21 protein-coding genes are annotated in these 20752 nt (G+C 62.2%); 14 read left to right on the top strand and 7 right to left on the bottom strand.

All coding sequences use genetic code 11. The features are described from left to right. Nucleotides 1–133: 133 nt before the first annotated feature. Together ACFFNA_RS15030 and ACFFNA_RS15025 are read right to left on the bottom strand one after the other, a co-directional pair. Nucleotides 134–910, bottom strand: a complete 777-nt coding sequence (locus ACFFNA_RS15030) for an esterase family protein (protein ID WP_378919388.1) — start codon at nt 908–910, stop codon at nt 134–136. 4 nt (nt 911–914) lie between these two features. Beyond that, complete coding sequence (locus ACFFNA_RS15025; protein ID WP_378919386.1) at nt 915–2081, bottom strand: ATP-grasp domain-containing protein; 1167 nt, start codon at nt 2079–2081, stop codon at nt 915–917. Between the two features lie 440 nt (nt 2082–2521). On the opposite strand from ACFFNA_RS15025, the gene leuA reads away from it, so the two are divergent. The 4 genes from leuA (at nt 2522) to ACFFNA_RS15005 (ending at nt 7998) form a co-directional block, all read left to right on the top strand. Further along, nucleotides 2522–4285 carry a 2-isopropylmalate synthase gene (gene leuA, locus ACFFNA_RS15020; RefSeq protein WP_378919384.1) on the top strand — a complete coding sequence of 588 codons (1764 nt, stop codon included), beginning with the start codon at nt 2522–2524 and terminating at the stop codon, nt 4283–4285. Between the two features lie 185 nt (nt 4286–4470). Then, nucleotides 4471–6231, top strand: a complete 1761-nt coding sequence (locus ACFFNA_RS15015) for a tetratricopeptide repeat protein (protein ID WP_378919382.1) — start codon at nt 4471–4473, stop codon at nt 6229–6231. A gap of 231 nt (nt 6232–6462) precedes the next feature. Beyond that, a complete protein-coding gene (locus tag ACFFNA_RS15010; protein ID WP_111542807.1) occupies nt 6463–7266 on the top strand; it encodes an alpha/beta fold hydrolase in 804 nt (267 codons plus the stop codon). A 114-nt stretch (nt 7267–7380) separates the two neighbouring features. Continuing rightward, on the top strand, nt 7381–7998 hold the full coding sequence (locus ACFFNA_RS15005) for a hypothetical protein (protein ID WP_111542806.1): 618 nt from the start codon (nt 7381–7383) through the stop codon (nt 7996–7998). On the opposite strand, the gene ACFFNA_RS15000 is transcribed toward ACFFNA_RS15005, so the two are convergent. Beyond that, nucleotides 7982–8911 carry a metallophosphoesterase family protein gene (locus tag ACFFNA_RS15000; RefSeq protein ID WP_111543705.1) on the bottom strand — a complete coding sequence of 310 codons (930 nt, stop codon included), beginning with the start codon at nt 8909–8911 and terminating at the stop codon, nt 7982–7984. The genes ACFFNA_RS15005 and ACFFNA_RS15000 overlap by 17 nt on opposite strands. Nucleotides 8912–8982: 71 nt before the next feature. Between ACFFNA_RS15000 and ACFFNA_RS14995 the strand changes: the two genes are divergently transcribed. Further along, nucleotides 8983–9480 (top strand): NUDIX domain-containing protein, encoded by a 498-nt coding sequence (locus ACFFNA_RS14995; RefSeq protein WP_378919379.1) that lies wholly within the window; start codon nt 8983–8985, stop codon nt 9478–9480. Nucleotide 9481: 1 nt separating this feature from the next. On the opposite strand, the gene ACFFNA_RS14990 is transcribed toward ACFFNA_RS14995, so the two are convergent. After that, nucleotides 9482–10471 (bottom strand): glutathione S-transferase family protein, encoded by a 990-nt coding sequence (locus ACFFNA_RS14990; protein WP_111542804.1) that lies wholly within the window; start codon nt 10469–10471, stop codon nt 9482–9484. 272 nt (nt 10472–10743) lie between these two features. On the opposite strand from ACFFNA_RS14990, the gene ACFFNA_RS14985 reads away from it, so the two are divergent. From ACFFNA_RS14985 to ACFFNA_RS14960, 6 genes are all read left to right on the top strand, one after another. Beyond that, nucleotides 10744–11280 carry a GNAT family N-acetyltransferase gene (locus ACFFNA_RS14985; RefSeq protein WP_378919377.1) on the top strand — a complete coding sequence of 179 codons (537 nt, stop codon included), beginning with the start codon at nt 10744–10746 and terminating at the stop codon, nt 11278–11280. Nucleotides 11281–11341: 61 nt separating this feature from the next. Beyond that, nucleotides 11342–12103, top strand: a complete 762-nt coding sequence (locus ACFFNA_RS14980; protein WP_378919375.1) for a 3-hydroxyacyl-CoA dehydrogenase — start codon at nt 11342–11344, stop codon at nt 12101–12103. A gap of 6 nt (nt 12104–12109) precedes the next feature. Continuing rightward, a complete protein-coding gene (locus ACFFNA_RS14975) occupies nt 12110–13285 on the top strand; it encodes a CaiB/BaiF CoA transferase family protein (RefSeq protein WP_378919373.1) in 1176 nt (391 codons plus the stop codon). Nucleotides 13286–13320: 35 nt separating this feature from the next. Then, on the top strand, nt 13321–14112 hold the full coding sequence (locus ACFFNA_RS14970) for a HugZ family pyridoxamine 5'-phosphate oxidase (protein WP_378919372.1): 792 nt from the start codon (nt 13321–13323) through the stop codon (nt 14110–14112). A 141-nt stretch (nt 14113–14253) separates the two neighbouring features. Further along, on the top strand, nt 14254–14595 hold the full coding sequence (locus ACFFNA_RS14965; RefSeq protein ID WP_111543704.1) for an ArsR/SmtB family transcription factor: 342 nt from the start codon (nt 14254–14256) through the stop codon (nt 14593–14595). Between the two features lie 151 nt (nt 14596–14746). Further along, complete coding sequence (locus tag ACFFNA_RS14960; protein ID WP_111543703.1) at nt 14747–15550, top strand: TrmH family RNA methyltransferase; 804 nt, start codon at nt 14747–14749, stop codon at nt 15548–15550. Between the two features lie 2 nt (nt 15551–15552). Here ACFFNA_RS14960 and ACFFNA_RS14955 read toward each other — a convergent pair whose 3' ends face one another. Both ACFFNA_RS14955 and ACFFNA_RS14950 read right to left on the bottom strand, forming a co-directional pair. Continuing rightward, on the bottom strand, nt 15553–16689 hold the full coding sequence (locus ACFFNA_RS14955; protein WP_378919371.1) for a coiled-coil domain-containing protein: 1137 nt from the start codon (nt 16687–16689) through the stop codon (nt 15553–15555). Between the two features lie 108 nt (nt 16690–16797). Further along, entirely contained in the window at nt 16798–17334 is a 537-nt protein-coding gene (locus ACFFNA_RS14950; protein WP_245445784.1) for a DUF1134 domain-containing protein, read from the bottom strand. 413 nt (nt 17335–17747) lie between these two features. Here ACFFNA_RS14950 and chpT point away from each other — a divergent pair, with 413 nt between their 5' ends. Together chpT and ACFFNA_RS14940 are read left to right on the top strand one after the other, a co-directional pair. Beyond that, complete coding sequence (chpT, locus tag ACFFNA_RS14945) at nt 17748–18377, top strand: histidine phosphotransferase ChpT (protein WP_111542797.1); 630 nt, start codon at nt 17748–17750, stop codon at nt 18375–18377. 246 nt (nt 18378–18623) lie between these two features. Then, nucleotides 18624–18992, top strand: coding sequence for a response regulator (locus ACFFNA_RS14940; protein ID WP_378919368.1), 369 nt, complete (start codon nt 18624–18626; stop codon nt 18990–18992). A 174-nt stretch (nt 18993–19166) separates the two neighbouring features. Here the strand turns inward: ACFFNA_RS14940 and ctrA are convergent, their stop codons facing one another. Continuing rightward, nucleotides 19167–19862 carry a response regulator transcription factor CtrA gene (gene ctrA / locus ACFFNA_RS14935; RefSeq protein ID WP_006203583.1) on the bottom strand — a complete coding sequence of 232 codons (696 nt, stop codon included), beginning with the start codon at nt 19860–19862 and terminating at the stop codon, nt 19167–19169. A gap of 452 nt (nt 19863–20314) precedes the next feature. Here ctrA and ACFFNA_RS14930 point away from each other — a divergent pair, with 452 nt between their 5' ends. Beyond that, nucleotides 20315–20692 carry a flagellar export protein FliJ gene (locus tag ACFFNA_RS14930; protein WP_378919456.1) on the top strand — a complete coding sequence of 126 codons (378 nt, stop codon included), beginning with the start codon at nt 20315–20317 and terminating at the stop codon, nt 20690–20692. The last annotated feature ends 60 nt before the right edge of the window (nt 20693–20752 follow it).

Below are 20752 nucleotides of genomic sequence, written 5' to 3'. Positions count from 1 at the left end.
TTGAGATTCAGGTCTGGCTGAGTCGAAAATGGTGGTTTCCGAGAACCGGAGCGGAGCGTACTTAGGTACGTGAGCACCGGAAGCGCAGGAAGCCGCCATTTGCAGGCCAGCCTCACCTGAATATCAATGCACCTCAATCCAGCCTGTGCATCAGATCGTCATCCAGCCAGCGGCCGAAGAAATAGGCCAGTTGCTTGTGCCACCACGGCCAGTCATGGCTGACATCGCCGCCCCAATAGTCGACCCAGGCGGGAATCGACTTGTCGCGCAGGACCTGTTCCAGCCGGCGCGTCTCGACCAGCATGCGCTCCTCCCAGGCGCCCTGCCCGCAGCAGAAGATCAGCCTGAGCGCCTTCAGGCGGGCGAGCAGCTTGGGATCGACGATGCCGGGGAGATAGTCGAGCGGCGAGTTGTAGAAGATGTCGCCTTCAAGCGCCTTGCCGAAGAAGTCGCGGGCCGAATAGACGCCCGACAGCGCGATGACGCCGCTGGCGAGTTCGGGAAAGCGGAAGACGAAGTTCGACGAGTGGTAGCCCCCCATCGAACAGCCGCAGAATAGCGGCTTCAGCTTGCGCCCGCCATTGGCTTGCGCGGCCGTGGACAGGAATTCCGGCAGCGCCTCCTCGCGCACGTAGCGGAAATAGGCCTCGTGGCGAGCGATACGGTGGGCGGCGTCGGCATGCTTGTCGAAGAAGGATTCCGAATCGATGCCGTCGACCGTGAACAGCTGGATGCGGCCGGTGTCGATGAACTCGGCCAGCGCGCCGACCCCGCCGGAATCCTCGAATTGGTAGAACCGCCCTTGCGAGGTCGGGAACACCACCACCGGCCGGCCGGCATGGCCGTAGCGCTTGTATTCCATGTCGCGGTCGAGATTGCGGGCGAAAGTCTTGTGATAGGAGATGTCCATCGCCTCACGCCTTTTCCGCGTGGATGTAGGCGACCGCTTCGCGCAGCGCCGCTTCGTCCTTCGAGCGCATCTGGTAGGCGTAATTTCCCATGGCGCGGCTGAAAACCTCTTCGATGGCCTGATGGTGGACAATCTTGTCGCGATGGGCGGCTAGCACGTCCTCATGGCTGTGCAAATAGCTGAGGCGCCGCTTGCGGCTGGCATAGGCGGTGAAATACTTGCCCTCGTAGGGGCCGCCGGCGGCATCCCTGACCACCATGTCGGCCCAGGCGGCATAGACGTCGATGTCGAAGGTGTAGTTGATGGCATCGGTCATCCAGGCGCCGGGCGGGCGCATGTTGACCTCGAGCGCGATGACGCGGTCGTCCTTGGTCTCGAACAGCTCGATGTGGAAGAAGCGCTCGCGCACGTCGAACGCCTTCAGGATCTTGCGGCCGGCCTCCTCGACCGCCGGGCTGATCCGGGGAAAGCAGGTGTAGCTCATGTGGCGGTCCTTGTTGACCACCTCCATGACGCTCTGGTCGTAGCGGTGGCTGGCGGCCAGCACCACCTCGCCATCGCGGTTGACCAGCCCGTCGAAAGTCACCACCAGCCCCTCGATGAACTGCTCCATGACGAAGGTCACATCCTCGGGCTTGTCCCTGAAGAACTGGTCGAGCTCCCCAGCGTTGGAAATCTTGAACGTGTTCGAGGCGCCCGAGCCGCTGTCGGGCTTGACAACCACCGGATAGCCGACGCGGCGGATGAAGGTCATGGCGCCGGCCCGGTCTGAGCATTTGCGCTGCGCGATGGTGTCGACGCCGCTCTTGCGGAAGAAGGCGCGCATGCGGCTCTTGCGCTTCAGATTCTTCACGAAATCGAGCTTGGTGCCGTAGATATTGAAGTCGGTGCGGATGTTGGCTTCCAGCTCCAGCCAGTGCTCGTTGAGCGATTCAAAACGGTCGATACGGCCCCATTTGTGGATGAAATGCCCCATCGCCCGGAACACCGGATCGTAATCCTCCATGTCGGGGACACGGTAATATTCGCTGAGCGCCGCCTTCAGCTTGCCGTCGAGCGCCTCATAGGGTGCGTCGCCGATGCCGAGCACCCTGGCCCCGGCCTTCTTCAACCGGTCGCAGAAATCCGCGCCATTGACGGGAAAGTGCGGCGAGAAGAACACGAAATTCATGGATGACCCCTCCCGGCAACAGGACATCGCAGCCCCTTCGACGCCCAAGTCTGGCGCATTTGCAGCGCGTGGGGAAGAGCACTCACGTTAGCGATAATATCCAACCGAACCCGGTCCGCCATGCGGCCCCCACTTGCCTCCCACAAGCCGCTCCTGTATGAGAACCGCCATGAACACGCGCGCCACCAACGCTTCCCGTCCGACCGGTTTTTCCGGTGAGACCGTGCGCGCGCTGGCTTCGACCCTGCTTCTTCTCGGCCTTATCGGCGATCGCCGGGTTCGCTGAAGGAGCGCCCGGCGGTCGAACCGCCGCGCAAGCGCATGCTCCTTGGCCGTCTCAAAATTGGCACGTCACATCAAGCGAACGAAAATCTGGTAAAGGCGCCGCTCGCCATCAATCCATCTGAGGGTGGATCCGTGAGCCGCCGGGAGAAACGACGATGAACGCACGAGAAGAAATCCGCTCCCATGCCGCCGTAGCCGGCAAGGATGCGGCAAAGGGCACGCCCGACATGGCAGCCCGGGGCATGCCGGATGCAGCCCGTAAATATCAACCTTACCCCACCGTTGGCCTCACCGACCGCACCTGGCCCTCGAAGGTCATCGACAAGGCGCCGATCTGGTGCTCGGTCGACCTGCGCGACGGCAACCAGGCACTGATCGATCCGATGGGCCACGAGCGCAAGGCGCGCATGTTCGGCCTGCTGCTCGACATGGGCTTCAAGGAGATCGAGATCGGCTTCCCGTCGGCCTCGCAGACCGATTTCGACTTCGCCCGCTGGTGTATCGAGGAAGGCAACGTACCCGCCGACGTCTCGCTGCAGGTGCTGGTGCAGTGCCGGCCGGAACTGATCACCCGCACCTTCGAGGCGCTCAAGGGCGCCACCAACCCGATCGTCCATTTCTACAATTCGACCAGTGAGTTGCAGCGCCGCGTCGTCTTCGAAAAGGACGTCGGCGGCATCAAGCGCATCGCCACCGACGCGGCCAAGATGATCACCGACATGGCGGCCAAGGCCGGCGGCGGCTATCGTTTCGAATATTCACCGGAGAGCTTTACCGGCACCGAGCTCGAAGTGGCGCTGGAGATCTGCAACGCCGTCACCGAGATCGTCAGGCCGACGCCCGACAACAAGCTGATCATCAACCTGCCGTCGACGGTCGAGATGTCGACGCCCAACATCTACGCCGACCGCATCGAATGGATGTGCCGCAACCTCGACAACCGCGAGAACCTGCTGGTCTCGCTGCATCCGCACAATGACCGTGGCACCGGCATCGCCACCACCGAACTCGGCCTGATGGCCGGCGCCGACCGTGTCGAAGGCACGCTGTTCGGCAATGGCGAGCGCACCGGCAATGTCGACATCGTCACGCTGGCGCTCAACATGTACACGCAAGGTGTCGATCCGGGGATCGACTGCTCCGACATCAACCGGATGAAGGATGTCTACGAATATTCGAACCAGTTGAAGATCCCCGAGCGCCATCCCTATGTCGGCGAGCTCGTCTACACCGCCTTTTCCGGCTCGCACCAGGATGCCATCAACAAGGGCATGAAGGCGCTGAAGAAGGCCAACACGAGCCTGTGGGAAGTGCCCTATCTGCCGATCGATCCGGCCGATGTCGGCCGCAGCTACGAAGCGATCATCCGCATCAACTCGCAGTCGGGCAAGGGCGGCATCGCCTATGTGCTGCAGGCCGATTACGGCCTCAACCTGCCGCGCAATTTGCAGATCGAGTTCAGCCAGGAGATCCAGGCGATCACCGATGCCGAGGGCAAGGAAGTGCCGGTCAGGCGCATCTACGAGCGCTTCCTCGAGACCTATGTCGATCAGCCGGCCGCGCGGCTGAAATTCCTCGATCACCACACCTATCCCAGCACCGAGATCAAGGGCCGTCGCGTCGTCGAGGCGGTCATCCTCGACAACGGCAAGGAAGTGACGATCACCGGAACCGGAACCGGTCCAATCGACGGGTTCGTCGATGCGCTGTCGCGCCATCTCGGCATCGAGATGTCGGTGCTCGATTATTCCGAGCACTCGATGCAGCGCGGCTCGAACGCCTCGGCCATCTCCTATGTCGAGATGGAATATCCTGATGGCAAGCTGTTCGGCGCCGGCATCAATACCAACATCGTCGCCGCCTCGCTGGAAGCGGTGATGTCGGCGGCCAACCGTATCGTCGTCAAAAAGGCCGGTTGACGCACGACCAGAACGAAGGGTCGGAACCCTCCCCATTCGGTGACCGGTTCCGATCCTTCGCATCATTAACCACCAAAGAATTATCCAGTGGGGTACGTGATCGCATAATGGGTGCATACTTGTGTGGCGGTGCGGGAACTATATGATCGCGCCTCAACCTGTGCCGACTTCGAGAGGATCGACACTTGCAGCATGCCACGCCTGCCGCCCCCGCAGTGCGCGAGACACTGGAGCGACTGCTTGCCAGCCAAACGTTCGGACGATCTGAACGCGCGCGCAAGTTGCTCCGTTATCTTGTCGAACGCGAACAAGCCGGCGAAGCCGATAGGCTCAAGGGCTTCTCCATCGCTATGGATGTTTTCGGCAAGGACGGCGATTTCGATCCGTCCACCGATGCCGTGGTGCGGGTTCAGGCGGGCAGGCTGCGCGAGCTTCTGCAGCATTATTTTGCCAATGAGGGCATTGCCGAGCCGGTCCGCATTGCCATTCCGCGCGGCGGCTATGTTCCTGCCTATGAACTGAACGCGATCCGGTTGCCGGATGTTTCCGCGCTGAAGCTGGACGGCACTGTATCTGCCGATCGGGCCAACGACGCCAGCACGGGCATGCCGGATCCGGTTTTGCCGGCTTCCGCGACGCCCACCCCCTCTGTGGTGCGCCATCTCCGCTTCTTCTGGATGGCGATCACCCTGGTCATCGCCATGCTGGGCGTGCTGATCCTTCGTCAGGGCAGCAGCGCCTTGCTGACCGGCGGCGGCGACATGTCGGCAACGCTTGAGACCGCCGGCGCGACCAGCAGCATTGCGTCATCGGCAATGGCCGACGACCTGCCGCTCGTCCATATCGACGTCAAGGCCGAAGGCACTGACGCCAGCCGTGTCGCCGCGTCGCTGCGCGCCGGCCTCAGCGGCTTCGATACGATCGACTTCATCGGCCGCGACACCGTCACCGATCCGGCCGACGATGCCACCAGCTTCATATTCGACATCCTGCCTGGACCGAACGCAGGCGATATCACCATCGAACTGCAAAGCATGGCGTCCGGAAGGGTGCTTCTTTCACGCAATCTGACCCCTGCCGACAGCGCACCAGCCGCAGTCGAAGACCGTATCGCCGACATGCTGAGTTCGGCGCTTCCCGCCTCGGGCACGATCTACAACTATATCGAGCAGACCGGTGCGCCAAACGGTCTGACGCAATGCCTGCTGCTCAACGACAAATATTATCTCGACCAGAACGCCAGAACCCATGAGGCTGCCTATCGCTGCCTCGAAAATTTGGCCAATGGCGGAGCGACGTCCTCGCTCGTCTATTCGGAACTTGCGTCCTTGCAGGTCGAGGCGGTCTCCGATCATTACGCCTATCCGCCCAATGCGACGATTGAAAAGGCCGTGGAGTTTGCCCATCGCGGCGTGCAGATGGGACCGACCAGCCCTTATGCACATCGCGCCTACGGCTACGTCAGTTCGCGTCTCGGCAATACGGACGAAGCGATCCGCTGGATGCGCAAGGCCTACGAACTCAATCCCTACGATCTCGGCATGGCTGCCGCCTACGGCTACGGGCTGATTTTCGCCGGCCGATACGCGGAGGGAACGCCGATCCTGGCCCATGCGGCGGAGACCTTCAGCGGCCACCCGACATGGTGGGACTACGGGCTGTTCGTCGGCGAATTCATGCTCGGCGACATGAACAAGGCCGTCGCGGCCAGCATGGCACTGAGGACGACGGCAACGAAATCGCACTATCTGGCGGCGCGGCTGATCGGCGCCAAGGTTGCCGGACAGGATAATCTGGTGAGCACGCTGCTGGACGAACTGAACACCAAGTTCCCAAAATTTGCAGCGGATCCGCGCGCGACCTTCGTAGAGCGGAAATATCCGGCCGACCTGACCGACCGGCTGGTCCAAGCTCTGCGCGCCGCCGGACTCGGCAACGCAAGCTAGAAGCAATTCCAGGAAAAGTGACGAACCGCTCTATCTCCAATCGACATCCGCAGATTAGGCGCGCCGCGTCCCAATGGATTTCCTGCGCTCCAACAGCCGAATGCCGGTTGGTGGCCGAGTTTCGTCCGCAACCGTACAAATCGCGAAAATTTTACTGGTCATCACGCTAGACTAGGAGCAATTCAGCCACAGTTGGTGTCGCGCATCCTGCAATAACAAAAATCAGCTTTCATGACCGCATCGCTTTTTGCCGCCGAACAGGGTGCTGGCTCGAGGGCCATAGTCCTGCTGCATGGTTTCGGCGGCAGCCACGATGTCTGGCGCGAGGTGATTTCCTCCCTGGCTCCTGCCACGCACACGCTGGCCTATGATCTGCCGGGGCATGGGCTGTCGCTCGATTTTCCCGCGGCCGGTCCGGCCAAGGTAGCGGCAAGGGCCGTGCTCGCCGATCTCTCAGAACGGAGACTGAAGCGCGTTCATCTCGTGGGCCACTCGATGGGCGGCGCGGTGGCGATGCTGATGGCGCTGGCCGAGCCCGAAAAAGTCGCCTCGCTGACGCTTCTGGCGCCGGGCGGTCTTGGCCCCGAGATCAACGGCCCGCTGTTGCGCCGCTATGCCGGCGCAGCAGACCGGTCTGAGATTCGCGCCTGCCTTGCTGCCATGTCCGGCCCCCACAGCCCGCCCCCGGAGCGCATCGTGGACATGCTTTGCGAGATGCGCGGACGTCCCGGCCAGATGCCGAAGCTGACCGAGATCGCAGCCGCCATGACCTTGGACGATCGGCAAGGCGTCATCCCGCACGATCGTCTCGACGGGCTGAACATGCCGGTGATGGTGGCGTGGGGAACCGACGACGCGGTGCTGCCCTTTACCCAGGCGGATGATCTGCCGTCGCATTTTCATGTCCACCATGTGCTGGAGGCCGGCCATATGCTGGCCGAGGAAGCACCCGACCTCGTCGCCGAGATCATTCGCCGCAACACCAACCGGCGCGCCAGGCCACAGCGCCAGAAATTCGCTGCCGCGGCCAGCTGACCTTTCGCGCACAACACTTAAGCTGGACACGCCTCGATCCCGTTGATCTCGCCAGTGCATTTTGCCGGCGGCTGTGTTAACCCCGTGTTAACCAAACCCGCGAGGCAAACGCCGATGAAGGAAGCAGGCGAGAAGACCATCGATCCGTCGAAGCAACTGTCCGATGCCGTCCGTGATGTGAAGAATGCCTTCGCCGACCGCGACGACGTCGTCGTCGATATGCGCGAGGCCCATCGCATGCGCCTCGATCTGCTTGCCGCCGAACTGGCGCCGGTTTTTGCCGACGTTCCCGCCGACATGGACAATTTCGACTTTGTCGTCTCGTCCGGCTTGCAGCCGCGCCTGTGGATCGACGCCGTCAGCCATGTCGCCATGGGGCGCGACCGCCGCACCTATCGCTTCCTCAAGGACACCCGCATCGGCCGGGTGGTGCTTGCCGAATCGACCGAGATGAAGCCCGTTGCGGATCAGGTGACGCGCTATGTCGCCGAGCGGATCGTTGAGCGTCAGAGGATGATGGAAGGCGGGGTCGAACTGGCTGTCGCCGGCATGAAACGCGCCGATGTACTGGAAGCCGAACCGCCACTGCGGTCGACGACGCGCAGCAAGCGCTGGTCGGCCTTTCTGTCCGGCCTTGGCGTGATCGCCGCCGGCGCGCTGGTCGGACTGGCGGTGTCGGTCGTCCTGTTCTGGGACCGCATCGTCGCCATGGTTCTCAGCTTGCGGCCATAGCCGCGCCGGCCTCCGCGCCAAGCTCCAGCGTCTGCAGATCGGATGGCGGTATGGCAGGCCCGGTCAGGCCGCGCCGCGTCAGCCGGATCCGCCAATTGCCCTTTTCGCCATCGATGTCGAACAGATTGTACTGCGCCGCCGGGTGCTTGCCGCCCGGCGCCTGACCGGCGGCAGCGACGCCGACCACCGGAACCTTGGCGCCCCGGTTGCCGATGAAGAACAGCGACGGCAGATGCGAATGGCCGTGCAGGACAAGTTCGGCGCCATGGCCGCGGATGATCTTGTGGAAGCGGGCAATGCCGAACAGCCGCTTGTGCTGAGGGACGGCGCCGCGCACCGGCGGATGATGGATCATGATCGCGCGAAACAGCCCTTGTCTGGCCGTCGTGTCGAGCAGCTTGCCAAGCCGTTTCGCCTGACCCTCCATGAAGAAGCCGTTGGCCATGAACGGCGCCGTGGCACGCGCCGTCGAGACGCCGATCAGCGCAACATCGCCGCGCACGCGTAGATAAGGAAAGGCATTACGGTCGACCGGCGTGTTGATGCCGTCGCCGCTCATCCACGCCGCCCAGGACCGGCAGATCTTGTCGAAGGCGCCGGGTACATACGCGTCGTGGTTTCCAGGAACGACTGAAACATCATGCGGCGATCCCAGCGTCTCCAGCCAGTGCCTGGCCATCTCGATCTCGCCGTCGAGCGCCAGGTTGACTAGGTCGCCGGTGACGGCGAGGTGATCCGGCGTGTTCGCCTTGATGTCGGCGACGATCGCGTCGATGACGGCATCATGCATGTGGCGGCGGCGGTTGCGCTGCCAGTTGACGTAGCCGAGCACGCGCTTGGAGGCGAGATCGCGATAGGATACATCGGGGAGCGGCCCCAGATGGACATCGGAAATATGCGCGAGCCTGAACATCCATCCTTCATAGGCGACGGGCGCCCCGCTTTCCACCCAAGGTTTCCTTTCCACCCACGGTTTCGCACCTAATGGAGACTGATCCGGAGAAGACCTTCCGCCAGACCGGTTGGGCGGGCCTCCGGGCCCGGCTGTTCCATCTCTATTTCGTGCTGCGGCGGCCGATGACGCTTGGCGTGCGCGGTCTCGTCCACGACACCGCGTCCAATTCCATCTTCCTCATTCGCCACACTTATGTGCCGGGCTGGCAGCTTCCCGGCGGCGGCGTCGAAGCCGGCGAGACGCTTGCCGAGGCGCTGGCGCGCGAACTGGCCGAGGAAGGCAACATCGCACTGACTTCGCCGCCGGCGCTGAAGTCGATGCATTTCAACCGTCGCGCCAGCCGGCGCGACCATGTCGGTTTCTATCTGATCGAGCATTTCAGCCAGACGACGCCGAAGCTGCCGGACCGCGAGATCGCCGAGTCCGGCTTCTTTCCCCTGGACCGTTTACCGGAAGGCACGACGCCAGCGACGCTACGGCGGATCGCCGAGGTTTTTGGCTGCGAGCAGCCCTCGCCCTACTGGTAGGTCACGCCGCTTTCTTGAACCGCATGCGGTCATGCGGCGCGCCATAGTCGAGTTCCGGGCCAACCGGCACGATCCGCGTCGGATTGATGGTCTCGTGGCTGCCGTAATAATGCGCCTTGATGTGGTTGAGGTTCACGGTCCCGGCGACGCCAGGCACCTGGTAGAGGTCGCGCAGATAGTTGGACAGGTTCGGGTAGTCGGCGATGCGGCGCAGATTGCATTTGAAATGCCCGACATAGACCGGGTCGAAGCGCACCAGCGTGGTGAACAGCCGCCAGTCGGCTTCGGTGATGCGATCGCCCACCAGATAACGTTGCTTTGAGAGGCGGTCGTCCAACGTGTCGAGAGCCGAGAACAGTTCGCCGAACGCTTCCTCATAGGCGCCTTGCGTAGTGGCGAAGCCGGCGCGATAAACGCCGTTGTTGACGGCGGGATAGACCAGCGCGTTGATCGCATCGATCTCGCCGCGCAGCGCCTTCGGATAGAAATCGAGGCTGGCATCGCCCCATTCGTCGAAGGCCGAATTCAGCATCCGGATGATCTCGGAGGATTCGTTGGAGACGATGGTCTGCTCCTTTTTGTCCCACAGAACCGGCACCGTCACCCGGCCCGAATAGGCAGGATCGGCCCTGGTGTAGATCTGGTGCAGAAAGTCGAGGCCGTAGAGCGTGTCGCCGGTTGCGCCATCTTGCGCCGCGAACGTCCAGCCATTGGCGCCCATGAAATGATGCACCACCGACACCGAAATGATGCCTTCCAGCTTCTTCAGCGCGCGCAAGATCAGCGTCCGGTGCGCCCACGGGCAAGCAAGCGAGACGTAGAGGTGATAACGGCCAGGCTCTGCCTTGAAGCCGCGGCTGCGGCCCTCGGCCGGCGTCCCGTCGCGGGTGATCCAGTCGCGCCACTGCGATTGCGCCCGCACGAACTTGCCGCCGCTGTCCTTGGTGTCATACCAGCGGTCCTGCCATTTGCCTTCGACCAGCAATCCCATCGAATGTCCTTTCCTGCTTGGCTCCCATGTAGGGTGCGAAGCCACGCCGTGGAAATCACCTGGCGCTGAACAGACCGTCAAGCGGACGGGTGGACCATCAAGCCGCCGATTGCAGCGGCAAGAAATTGATGCTAGCGGACAATCCGCATGTTCGACTTTGCTTGGATCCGGTTTGACCGACGACGAAAGGGCGCCCGCGCTTGATGAAGCGCTGACTGGCGAATGCTGCCGTTTGCAGCAAACCTTTCCTCCGATACCGGATCGCAAAGACCATGAGCCTTGCCGACGTGAAATACCTGCCGGAAACCCCGGCGCATGACCTCCAGATCGAAGCCATCAATGAAGAAGCCTTCGGGCCCGGCCGCTTCGTGCTGGCCGCCTACAAGATCCGCGAAGCGGGCGGGCACGAACGCTCGCTGTCCTTTGTCGCTGTCGACGGCGACCTCGTCGTCGCCTCGGTGCGCATGACCCGCATCGCTGCCGGTGCCGGCCGCGCGTTGATGCTCGGGCCGCTTGCGGTGCGGCCAACCTTCAAGAATCTCGGCATCGGTCGCCGGCTGGTGGCGATCGCGCTGGAGGCCGCCGCCAAGGCCAACGCGCCCGCCGTGATGCTGGTCGGTGACGAGCCCTACTACGGACCGCTCGGTTTCAAGCGGATCCCGCGCGGCCAGATTTCGATGCCGCGCCCTGTCGATCTCGACCGGTTGCTGTCGCACGAGATCGCACCGGGCGCGGTCGCCAGGCTCTCCGGCGAGGTCTGCCACGCCGAACAGGCCAGGGTTGCCGATCATATCGCAGCGATGGCTTGACCTTCCCCGTCGATCTGGCGCCTGATCCGTTTCACTGTCCCTGAGATCAAAGGATGTCGGCATGAACCCGAATGGCCAGATCGCGATCGTTACCGGCGGCGGCTCCGGTCTTGGCGAGGCAACGGCGCGCGCGCTGGCCGCCAAGGGCGCCCGCGTCGCCATCTTCGATGTCGGTATTGAGCGCGCGGTGAAGGTCGCGGCCGAGATCGGCGGTATTGCCGTCCAATGCGACGTCAGCAGCGCCGACAGTGGAACTGCGGCTCTCGCCGAGGTCGCGGCCAAGCTTGGCGAGCCGCGTATCCTGGTCAATTGCGCCGGCATCGCCATTGGCGTGAAGACAATCGGCAAGGATGGTCCGCATCCGCTCGATCAGTACCGCAAGGTGATCGAGGTCAATCTGATCGGCACGTTCAACATGATCCGCCTCGTCGCCGACCGCGCCGCGAAGCTCGATCCGCTGCAAGGCGGCGAGCGTGGCGTCATCGTCAACACTGCTTCGGTGGCCGCCTATGACGGCCAGATCGGCCAGGCCGCCTATGCGGCGTCCAAGGGCGGCGTCGTCGGCATGACACTGCCGGTGGCGCGCGACCTCGCCCGTTCCGGCATCCGTGTCTGCACCATCGCGCCCGGCATCTTCAAGACGCCGATGATGGCCGGCATGCCGCAGGACGTGCAGGATTCGCTGGGCGCCGCCGTGCCCTTCCCCTCCCGCCTCGGCGAGCCATCCGAATATGCGGCGCTTGCGCTGCACATCATCGAAAACCAGATGTTGAATGGCGAGACCATTCGTCTCGACGGTGCCATTCGCATGGCGCCGAAATAGCCGGTCATGAGCGCCGGCCTGTCCGCTGCCGGGAAGACCGGCCCGCTTGCCGGACTGAAGGTGATCGAGATGGCCGGCCTTGGCCCCGTGCCGCTGGCCGGCCTGATGCTGTCGGAGATGGGCGCCGAAGTCCTGCGCATCGAACGGGCAGAATCGAACCGAGCTCCCCCGTCACTGCCGGATGAATACAACATCGACCGTCACGGCCGCGCCATCCTGCGCCTCGACCTGAAACGCCGGGAAGGCACCGATCTGGTGCTGTGCCTCGCCGAAAAGGCGGACATGTTGCTGGAAGGGTTTCGCCCCGGTGTCATGGAGCGGCTGGCGCTCGGCCCGGAAGCGGCGCTGGCGCGCAATCCTGCGCTGATCTACGGCCGCATGACCGGCTTCGGCCAGGACGGGCCGCTGGCGGGCCGCGCCGGCCACGACATCACCTACCTCGCCTATTCAGGCCTGCTGCACGCAATTGGCCACGCTGACAACCGCCCCGTCCCGCCGCTCAACCTCGTCGCTGACTACGCTGGCGGTGCCGTGATGCTGGTTGCCGGCGTGCTGGCCGCCCTGTTCCAACGATCGCGCACGGGCAAGGGCGAGGTAATCGACGCCGCGATGATCGAAGGCGCCTCGATGCTGGCGGCGCCCGTGCACGCCTTGATGGCGGCCGGCTCGTGGAGCGACAGGCGCGGCGCGAACCTGCTTGATTCCGGCGCCCCCTTCTACGACACCTATGAGACATCAGACGGACGCCATGTCGCCATCGGCTGCCTCGAGCCGCAATTCTTTGCCGAATTCGCCAGTCTGCTGCCGCTCGACGAGCGTTTTGTACGTGGCCAGTACGACAAGGCCCTGTGGCCGCCGATGCGCGCAGCCATTGCCGATCGGATCCGGCAGAAATCGCGCGACGACTGGGGCCGGCTGTTTGCCGAAACCGATGCCTGCGTTGCCCCCGTCCTGTCACTGCAGGAGGCCAAGCATCACCCACACAATCGGGTGCGCAACGCCTTTGTGACGGCGGGCGCATTTGAGCGCCCGGCCCCGGCGCCGCGTTTCTCCGGCTCGCGGCCGACACTGGCGACCAAGCCCGCCGACAACGATCTCGCCCCGTCGACAGTGCTTGCACGCTTCGGGTTTTCGAAAAACGAGATTGACGGCCTTGTCAAATCCGGTTTGTTTGACAGATAAGCGGAGAGGTAAAATCAGCTTATTGCGGTGATGCCTTGGACGAACCGAAGAAGGACGTGATCCGCGCGACGGATGCCGAGGCGATCCGACTGGGCAAGACGCTCCTGCGCAGCGCCCGCTTTGGCGCGCTGGCAGTGATCGAACCACAGACAGGTTCGCCGCTGGTCAGCAGGGTCGGCGTGGCCACCGACATCGATGGCGCGCCGCTGATCCTGGTGTCGATGCTCTCGGCGCACACCGGCGCCTTGCTTGCCGATGCGCGCTGTTCCCTGCTGCTTGGCGAACCCGGCAAGGGCGACCCGCTGGCGCACCCGCGCCTGACACTGATCTGCCAGGCGGCACGGATTGAGCGCGGATCGAGCGAACACACCCGCACCGAGCGCCGTTATCTCAACCGCAATCCCAAGGCGAAACTCTACGCCGGTCTCGGCGACTTTTCGATCTTCCGCCTCGAGCCGCAACGCGCCAGCCTCAACGGCGGCTTTGGCAAGGCCTATCAGCTCGATCGATCGCATCTGCTCACCAGCGGACCGATCGTCGAGGACCTGGCGGCGAGCGAACAATCCGCCATCGATCATATGAACGCCGACCATCTCGATGCGATCGCCGTTTATGCACAGCATTTTGCGAACGTGTCCGGCAAAGGTTGGATTATTGCCGGATTCGATGCCGATGGCATGGATCTGGTGTCGGGTGACGATGTCTGCCGGGTCTTCTTTCCGCAACCCCTGGCGGCGGCGCCCGAATTGCGTCCCATTCTGGTCGATATGGTCAGGACCGGCCGGGCCGCGGCCGACGCCAAAATTGAACTAAATCATGCTGAATAAAAAGCAACACTTGAGATTTGAAGGAAATGTTCTACCTTTTATCGGTGACGCTGAATCGCAGCGCCCATTCACAACTGAGTTTATGGAATCAGATGCCATTGCCCCCATGGCGTCAGGATGAACAAGAAGCATGGGGGATCGATGGTCTCGACTAAGCTAATCGCGAATGCCGGATCGGCAGCCGAATTTCTCATGCTGATGGGCAATGAGAAACGGCTGTTGATCATGAGCTATCTGATCGACGGTGAAATGTCGGTCGGCGCCATCGCCGAGAAGGTGATGCTCAGTCAATCCGCCCTGTCGCAGCATCTGGCCAAGTTGCGGGCGCTCGACCTCGTCGACACCCGTCGCGACCGGCAGATGATCTACTATTCCTGCAAATCCGATGCCGTGCGCGAACTGCTCGGCATGCTGGACGGCATTTTCGGCGGCAAGGAGGACCTCTCCCAGATGGCGCACCGTTTGCGTCGCGCCGGAACCTGACCGCCCTATAGCCACTTACCTCGCCGACTCTTTCAGGACGATGTGCGTATAGCTGATCGTCCTGAATTGTCGCATCGTGCTTTCCGAACCAAAGGTGAGCCTCGGCAATCGGTCCGGATTTTTGGGCCGCTGCGGTGGCCACGAGGAACGCATGGATCCCATTCGCATCGACGACCCGCAAGACCCGCGCGTTGCCGCCTATCTCGATATCCGCGAGCGTGACCTTGCGGGCCGGCAAGGCCGCTTCGTCGCCGAAGGCAAGGTGGTGCTCGACCTGCTGCTCTCGACTGGGCGCTTTGGCGCCGAATCGATGCTGATCCTGGAAAACCGGCTGGCCGGCCTCGAGGGCATCCTGCGCAAGGCGCCGGCGGACCTGCCGGTCTATGTCGCCGCCGGCGCGGTGATGGATGCAATCGCCGGGTTTCATATGCATCGCGGCATCCTGGCCATAGGCCGCAAGGGGACGCCGCGGTCGGCCGAGGCCCTGCTCGATGCCTTGCCGGCCCGCGCGCTGGTCGTGGTGCTCGTCGGCATCGCCAACCATGACAATATGGGTTCGATCTTCCGCAACGCCGCCGCCTTTGGCGCCGATGCGGTGCTCATGGACGCGACATGCTGCGATCCGCTCTACCGCAAGGCGATCCGGGTTTCCGTCGGCGCCGCGCTCAAGATACCTTTCGCGTCATTCACCGACACCGACGGCTTCTCGCCAATGCTCGCCCAACGGAGCTTCGCGCAATTCGCGCTGTCGCCACGCGGGCAGACCGACATACGCGATGCGCGGCGAAGCGAGCGCCTGGCGCTCTATCTCGGCACCGAAGGCGAAGGCTTGCCGGACAGCCTGCTCGCACGCCTGCACACCGTGCGGATTTCTATGTCGGAAGGCTTCGACAGCCTGAACGTCGCCGCAGCGTCAGCCATCGCGCTGCATCATTTCTCGGCAAACAGGAACTGATCTCAGCTTGCTGCGTCAGCCTTCTGCAGCGCCCGCACCCGATCTGCAAGACTGCGGTCACCGTTGCCGGAGCGAGCATCCGACGGTGCCGCCAATGCCTTGGCGATCGGCGAATCAGGTCCTTCGAGCTTGGCCGTCAGGTGGACGACCTCCGCTGCCAGTTCGTTCATCTGCTCGCGCAAGGCGGAGCTGCCGTCCGCGGGATTGGACGCGGCCAGCGCGGTGAGATCCGCCTTCAGCCGCTTGTTCTCGAGCGCCAGCGCCGTCAGCCTCGCCTCGAGCCGCTCGCGGTCGCTGTCGAGCTTGGCGATTGCCTTGTCGAAATCATCGCTCTTGGCGATATCGCCGCCCCTGCCGACCAGCCGCAGGGCCGGCGTGCTGTCCTCGGCTTTCAATTTGTCGCGCAGCCGCGCCAGTTCCTTTTCGCGACGGTCGAGCTTGTCCTCGCGATCGGCAAGAGTGGCCAGCAGCCGCTCGACCTTCTTGTCGAGCTCGGCGGTCTTTTTCTTCTCGGCTTTCACGGCGTCGCGCGCGGCCTTGCTTTCGGCCGCGATCTCCTTGCCGCGCCTGTCCGCCTCCTTGCGCTGGCCGCGCAGCAGCGCGATGTCGCTGGCGAGTTTCTGCATCTCGGATTCGCGCGCCACGAGTTCGATCTGCCGGCTGCTGGAGGAGAAGCTGGCGTCGTCATACATGCGCCCCAGCTTTTCGAGCTCGAGCGCGCGCTTCTCCAGCTTGCGTTCGGTTTCCTTGAGCCGGTCCGACAGACGGTGCAACTCCTCCTCGCGCTGCCGCAGCATTTCGCTCTTGGCACCCAGTTCGCTCAGCGCCTGGTTCTTGTCCATGCGCTCGATCGCCAGGCCCTTCATCGCCTCGTGGCCACGACTGATCTCGACGAGCTGTTCGGCCGCCTTCTCGCGCAAAGCCTTGACGCTGATTTCGAGGCGGCGCGTCGACATGGCGTACTCGGCGCGGACGCGATCCTTATCCGCCAGGATCTCGGTTTGCGTCAGAGGTATCGAGGCTTCGATGCGTTTGCGCGTCAGGGCGACGGCACGGCGCCATATCGCCGGAGCAACCATAACCGCCAGAAAGCCGGCGCAGAGAAAGCCGAGGACGAAGAACAGGACCGACTGAACCAAGTGACTACCCGTTTGTGGACGGCAACCGCTAATGCTGGATTGTGCCACGTTGGCATGGCGGAAATCCAGCGTTGCGGCAAGCGTTTGCCGCAACGGAACGGGTTTAGCTCAGAACGGATTCCAAGTGGCGCGTTCGGTAAGCTTCAGATAGCCGAGATTGACGCCGAGCCGGGCACCAACGCCGGTGCGGATCGGCACCAAAAGCACATTGTTGTTCTTCAACACGTTGAAGCCGACGCCGGCCACCACATAGGCCGAACCGGCGACGCCGCCATAGCGGTTGTAGAGGTTGCCCACATCGTCGAGATTGTAGACCAGCATCATCACCCGCGACCCCTCGCCGCCGAAATCCCAGCCGAGCGACGGGCCTTGCCAGAACACTTTGTGATCGCCGGCATTCTTGGTGTAGAGCGTGCCTTCGCCATAGGTCAGGCCGCCGATCAGCGCGCCCGAGCCCTCTTCGCCCAGCAGATAGCCGTTGGGCAGTCCGTAGGAAGCAAAAATCTTCTCGATAACCGTGGCCAGACCGCCCGATGTCGCGCCGAAGAACTTGTGACCGGAATCGACAATCTCTTGAGCGGTATATTCCTGGGCTCGCAGGGTCGAAGTCGAGAAGACGAGAACGCCCATGAGCGCGACCGCCATTGAGACGACACGGACAAAAGTCCGGTCTGGGACACGGAAAAAAGTCCGGTCGTAGAATCGGGAAAACATGCTTCCAATCTCCGTCAGGGAGCACTTTCGCCGACGCCTCGCACCCGTACGGCTCTTTTAGCCGGCCGTTAAGGGTAACTGTTACGGGCAAACTATGCCGTAATCCTTTTTCAACAATTAAGCTCGCACATGAACATGGCGGTTCAAAGGCTGTTTTGGCTCGCTCAGGTGGGGTCGGCGGCCTGCGCGAACGCGCCATTTGCCATAACCACAATTTTGGATTTGTTGCTGCACGCACGGGCGCTGTGTATTCAGAAGGCCCGAGGGGAGAGCGTGATTCGTGTGGACGGCGACGAATCGATCGCTCGGCCATGAGTTATGAAATTTTGCAGGGATTTTTGCCGATGGCCGATCTGTTCACCCTTTCCGCACCCGATCTGGCAGCGCTTTTGTGCAGCCGGGTCTGCCACGACATCATCTCGCCGGTCGGCGCGATCAACAACGGGCTCGAACTGCTCGACGAAGGTGGCGCCGACGAGGACGCCATGAAACTGATCCGCCAGAGCGCCCGCAACGCTTCGGCCCGCTTGCAGTTCGCCCGCATCGCTTTCGGCGCCGCCGGCTCGGCCGGCATGCTGATCGATACCGGCGATGCCGAAGCGGTCGCCATCGCCTTCCTCAAGAACGAAAAGCCGGAACTGACCTGGAACGGACCGCGCGCGCTGCTGCCCAAGAACAAGGTCAAGCTGCTGCTCAACCTGCTCCTCGTCGCCAACGCCGCCATTCCGCGCGGCGGCAAGCTTTCGGTGACGTTGGAAAACCTCGAAACCGAGCCACGTTTCGCGCTTGCGGCGAGCGGCCCGATGCTGCGCGTGCCGCCGAAATTCCTCGAACTGCATTCCGGCCACAAGCCGGAGGAACCGATCGACGCGCATTCCGTGCAGCCCTATTACACGCTGCTTCTGGCGCGCGAAGCCAACATGACGATATCGATCCACGCGACGCCGGAAGAAATCGTGCTTTCAGCCGCCTGAAATTCACGCCAACGCCCTAGAGAAGCAAAGTATTTCAATTCGTAATACCTGCGGCGGCATCTCGATCGAGGTGAGATGAGCTTCACCGGGCGGGCCACGCCGAAGCATTGCGAAGAACAGCCCGCAAACGGCATCTTTGCAAAAATTTTACCTAAACGCTTTTCGGCTTCTTTACCAGATCGGCCTATGGTGCCTTTCGGATGCCCCCGACGCTACCGGATTGCCAACAGGCAAAAGGACCCGGAAATGAAACGCTGCATGTTCGTCGACGATTCAAGTGTCATCAGGAAGGTTGCAAAACGCATCCTGGGCGGCTCCGACATGGTTGTCATCGAGGCAGCCAGCGGACTTGACGCGCTGGAGATGTGCGCTGCCGACATGCCTGACATCATCGTCGTCGACGGCGCCTTGCCGGACGTGGCGGCGGTCGATCTCATCCGTCGCGTGCGCGCCATGGAGAGCCCGACAAAGCCGCAGATCCTGATTTCACTGGTCGAGCTCGATATCGCTTCGATCATGCGGGCCAAGCGCGCCGGCGCCCAGGGCTATCTCCTGAAGCCGTTCAACCGGCCGCAACTTCTCGAGCGTTTTCGCACCTTGAAGATCGCCGCCTGAGTCGGCGGCCTGGAACAATTCCAGGAAAAGTGTGTAACGGTTTTCCCGGGAAAAGCGCGTAGCGCTTTCCCTTAGGGAATTGCGTAAAAACAAATAGTTATCAGCCCATCACGAAAAAAACCCGGCCGGAGCCGGGCTTTTTTGTCGAAGAAAAGTTCGGACGGTGTTCGTCGCTCAGGCGCTGACGCGGATGTCTTCCGGTTCGCGCAGCACATAGCCGCGACCCCAGACCGTCTCGATGTAATTCTGGCCGCCGGATGCCGCGTCGAGCTTCTTGCGCAGCTTACAGATGAAGACGTCGATGATCTTCAGCTCGGGCTCGTCCATGCCGCCATAGAGGTGGTTGAGGAACATTTCCTTGGTCAGCGTGGTGCCCTTGCGCAGCGATAGCAGCTCCAGCATCTGATATTCCTTGCCGGTGAGGTGCACGCGCTGGCCGCCGACTTCAACGGTCTTGGCATCGAGGTTGACCACTAGGTCGCCCGTGGTGATGACCGACTGGGCATGGCCCTTGGAGCGCCGCACGATGGCATGAATGCGGGCGACCAGCTCATCCTTGTGGAACGGCTTGGTCATGTAGTCGTCGGCACCGAAGCCGAGGCCGCGTACCTTGTCCTCGATGCCGGCCATGCCGGAGAGGATGAGGATCGGCGTTTTCACCTTGGACAGGCGAAGCGTTCTCAAGACTTCATAGCCCGACATGTCAGGCAGGTTGAGATCGAGAAGGATGATGTCGTAGTCGTAGAGCTTGCCTAGATCGACACCCTCTTCACCGAGGTCGGTCGTGTAGACATTGAAACTTTCCGATTTCAGCATCAGTTCGATGCTTTGTGCGGTTGCACTGTCATCTTCTATCAGCAGAACACGCATTTCATTCCCCTTTTCTGCTGCCGGACCATTTCACGACCCGTCCGGACCCGGAGCAGTGGTTGCCTTGTGCAGAGGCTGCCATTAAATGGTTAACAAAACCTAATTTCCCGTCCACGACGGTACCAGATTTTTTAACCTCTTTCTACACCCTCTTGAATCTAATAACGAATCACAGAACCCAATTCCTAATGCAACACATTAACAACCTGGACTAAGCGACTCCAGAGACTCATCGACGCGGCTCCCGCATCGGCGGCCGGAATTTTTACCCGGCCTTAAGTCCTGACCCGTATGATTAACAATGCCCGTAAACGAATGGTTACCGCCGGCAAAAAACTTTAGGGTTTTGTTTCCCATAGTTCGGGGAAAGCCGGTGGACACGGGTGACGCTTGGGCCTTTCCAAGTGGTTTGGACGATATGTGCGGGTGTGCGTTTCCGGGAGTACCGAATCATGAAGTCACGTGAAAACCTCGTTCGGCTGAAACAGTTTCAGGTGAATGAGAAGCGGCGGCAGCTGCTGCAGCTCGACATGATGATCGCCGAGTTCGAGCGCATGGCCGTCGAACTGGAGCTTCAGATCACCGCCGAAGAAAAGAAAGCCGGCATCACCGACATCAACCATTTTGCCTATCCGACCTTTGCCAAGGCGGCGCGTTTGCGTCGCGACAACCTCAGAAATTCGCAAAGCGACCTCGCCCAGCAGCGAAGCACTGCCGAAACATTACTCGGCGAAGCTGAAGCGGAGCTTTCCAAGGCTGAAATGCTCGAATCGCGCGACACTAAGATTCGCGAATCCGAGGTCGGTGGCCGCAGCGCCATGATCGGCTGAAGTCGGGTCTGTCCGCGACGTCGGCGTTTGCCGGCGAGCGCAAAATTCGGCTTCCGGCCT

The sequence above is a fragment of the Mesorhizobium kowhaii genome, from assembly GCF_042431665.1.
Lineage (GTDB): Bacteria > Pseudomonadota > Alphaproteobacteria > Rhizobiales > Rhizobiaceae > Mesorhizobium > Mesorhizobium kowhaii.
This window is presented reverse-complemented; position numbering and strand designations above follow the sequence as displayed.

Bases quoted from the DNA above. Each gene is read 5' to 3' on its own strand.
- ACFFNA_RS15030 (WP_378919388.1), bottom strand. From the start codon at position 910: ATGGACATCTCCTATCACAAGACTTTCGCCCGCAATCTCGACCGCGAC.
- ACFFNA_RS15025 (WP_378919386.1), bottom strand. From the start codon at position 2,081: ATGAATTTCGTGTTCTTCTCGCCGCACTTTCCCGTCAATGGCGCGGAT.
- leuA (WP_378919384.1), top strand. From the start codon at position 2,522: ATGAACGCACGAGAAGAAATCCGCTCCCATGCCGCCGTAGCCGGCAAG.
- ACFFNA_RS15010 (WP_111542807.1), top strand. From the start codon at position 6,463: ATGACCGCATCGCTTTTTGCCGCCGAACAGGGTGCTGGCTCGAGGGCC.
- ACFFNA_RS15005 (WP_111542806.1), top strand. From the start codon at position 7,381: ATGAAGGAAGCAGGCGAGAAGACCATCGATCCGTCGAAGCAACTGTCC.
- ACFFNA_RS15000 (WP_111543705.1), bottom strand. From the start codon at position 8,911: ATGTTCAGGCTCGCGCATATTTCCGATGTCCATCTGGGGCCGCTCCCC.
- ACFFNA_RS14995 (WP_378919379.1), top strand. From the start codon at position 8,983: ATGGAGACTGATCCGGAGAAGACCTTCCGCCAGACCGGTTGGGCGGGC.
- ACFFNA_RS14990 (WP_111542804.1), bottom strand. From the start codon at position 10,471: ATGGGATTGCTGGTCGAAGGCAAATGGCAGGACCGCTGGTATGACACC.
- ACFFNA_RS14985 (WP_378919377.1), top strand. From the start codon at position 10,744: ATGAGCCTTGCCGACGTGAAATACCTGCCGGAAACCCCGGCGCATGAC.
- ACFFNA_RS14980 (WP_378919375.1), top strand. From the start codon at position 11,342: ATGAACCCGAATGGCCAGATCGCGATCGTTACCGGCGGCGGCTCCGGT.
- ACFFNA_RS14975 (WP_378919373.1), top strand. From the start codon at position 12,110: ATGAGCGCCGGCCTGTCCGCTGCCGGGAAGACCGGCCCGCTTGCCGGA.
- ACFFNA_RS14965 (WP_111543704.1), top strand. From the start codon at position 14,254: ATGGTCTCGACTAAGCTAATCGCGAATGCCGGATCGGCAGCCGAATTT.
- ACFFNA_RS14960 (WP_111543703.1), top strand. From the start codon at position 14,747: ATGGATCCCATTCGCATCGACGACCCGCAAGACCCGCGCGTTGCCGCC.
- ACFFNA_RS14950 (WP_245445784.1), bottom strand. From the start codon at position 17,334: ATGGCGGTCGCGCTCATGGGCGTTCTCGTCTTCTCGACTTCGACCCTG.
- chpT (WP_111542797.1), top strand. From the start codon at position 17,748: ATGGCCGATCTGTTCACCCTTTCCGCACCCGATCTGGCAGCGCTTTTG.
- ACFFNA_RS14940 (WP_378919368.1), top strand. From the start codon at position 18,624: ATGAAACGCTGCATGTTCGTCGACGATTCAAGTGTCATCAGGAAGGTT.
- ctrA (WP_006203583.1), bottom strand. From the start codon at position 19,862: ATGCGTGTTCTGCTGATAGAAGATGACAGTGCAACCGCACAAAGCATC.
- ACFFNA_RS14930 (WP_378919456.1), top strand. From the start codon at position 20,315: ATGAAGTCACGTGAAAACCTCGTTCGGCTGAAACAGTTTCAGGTGAAT.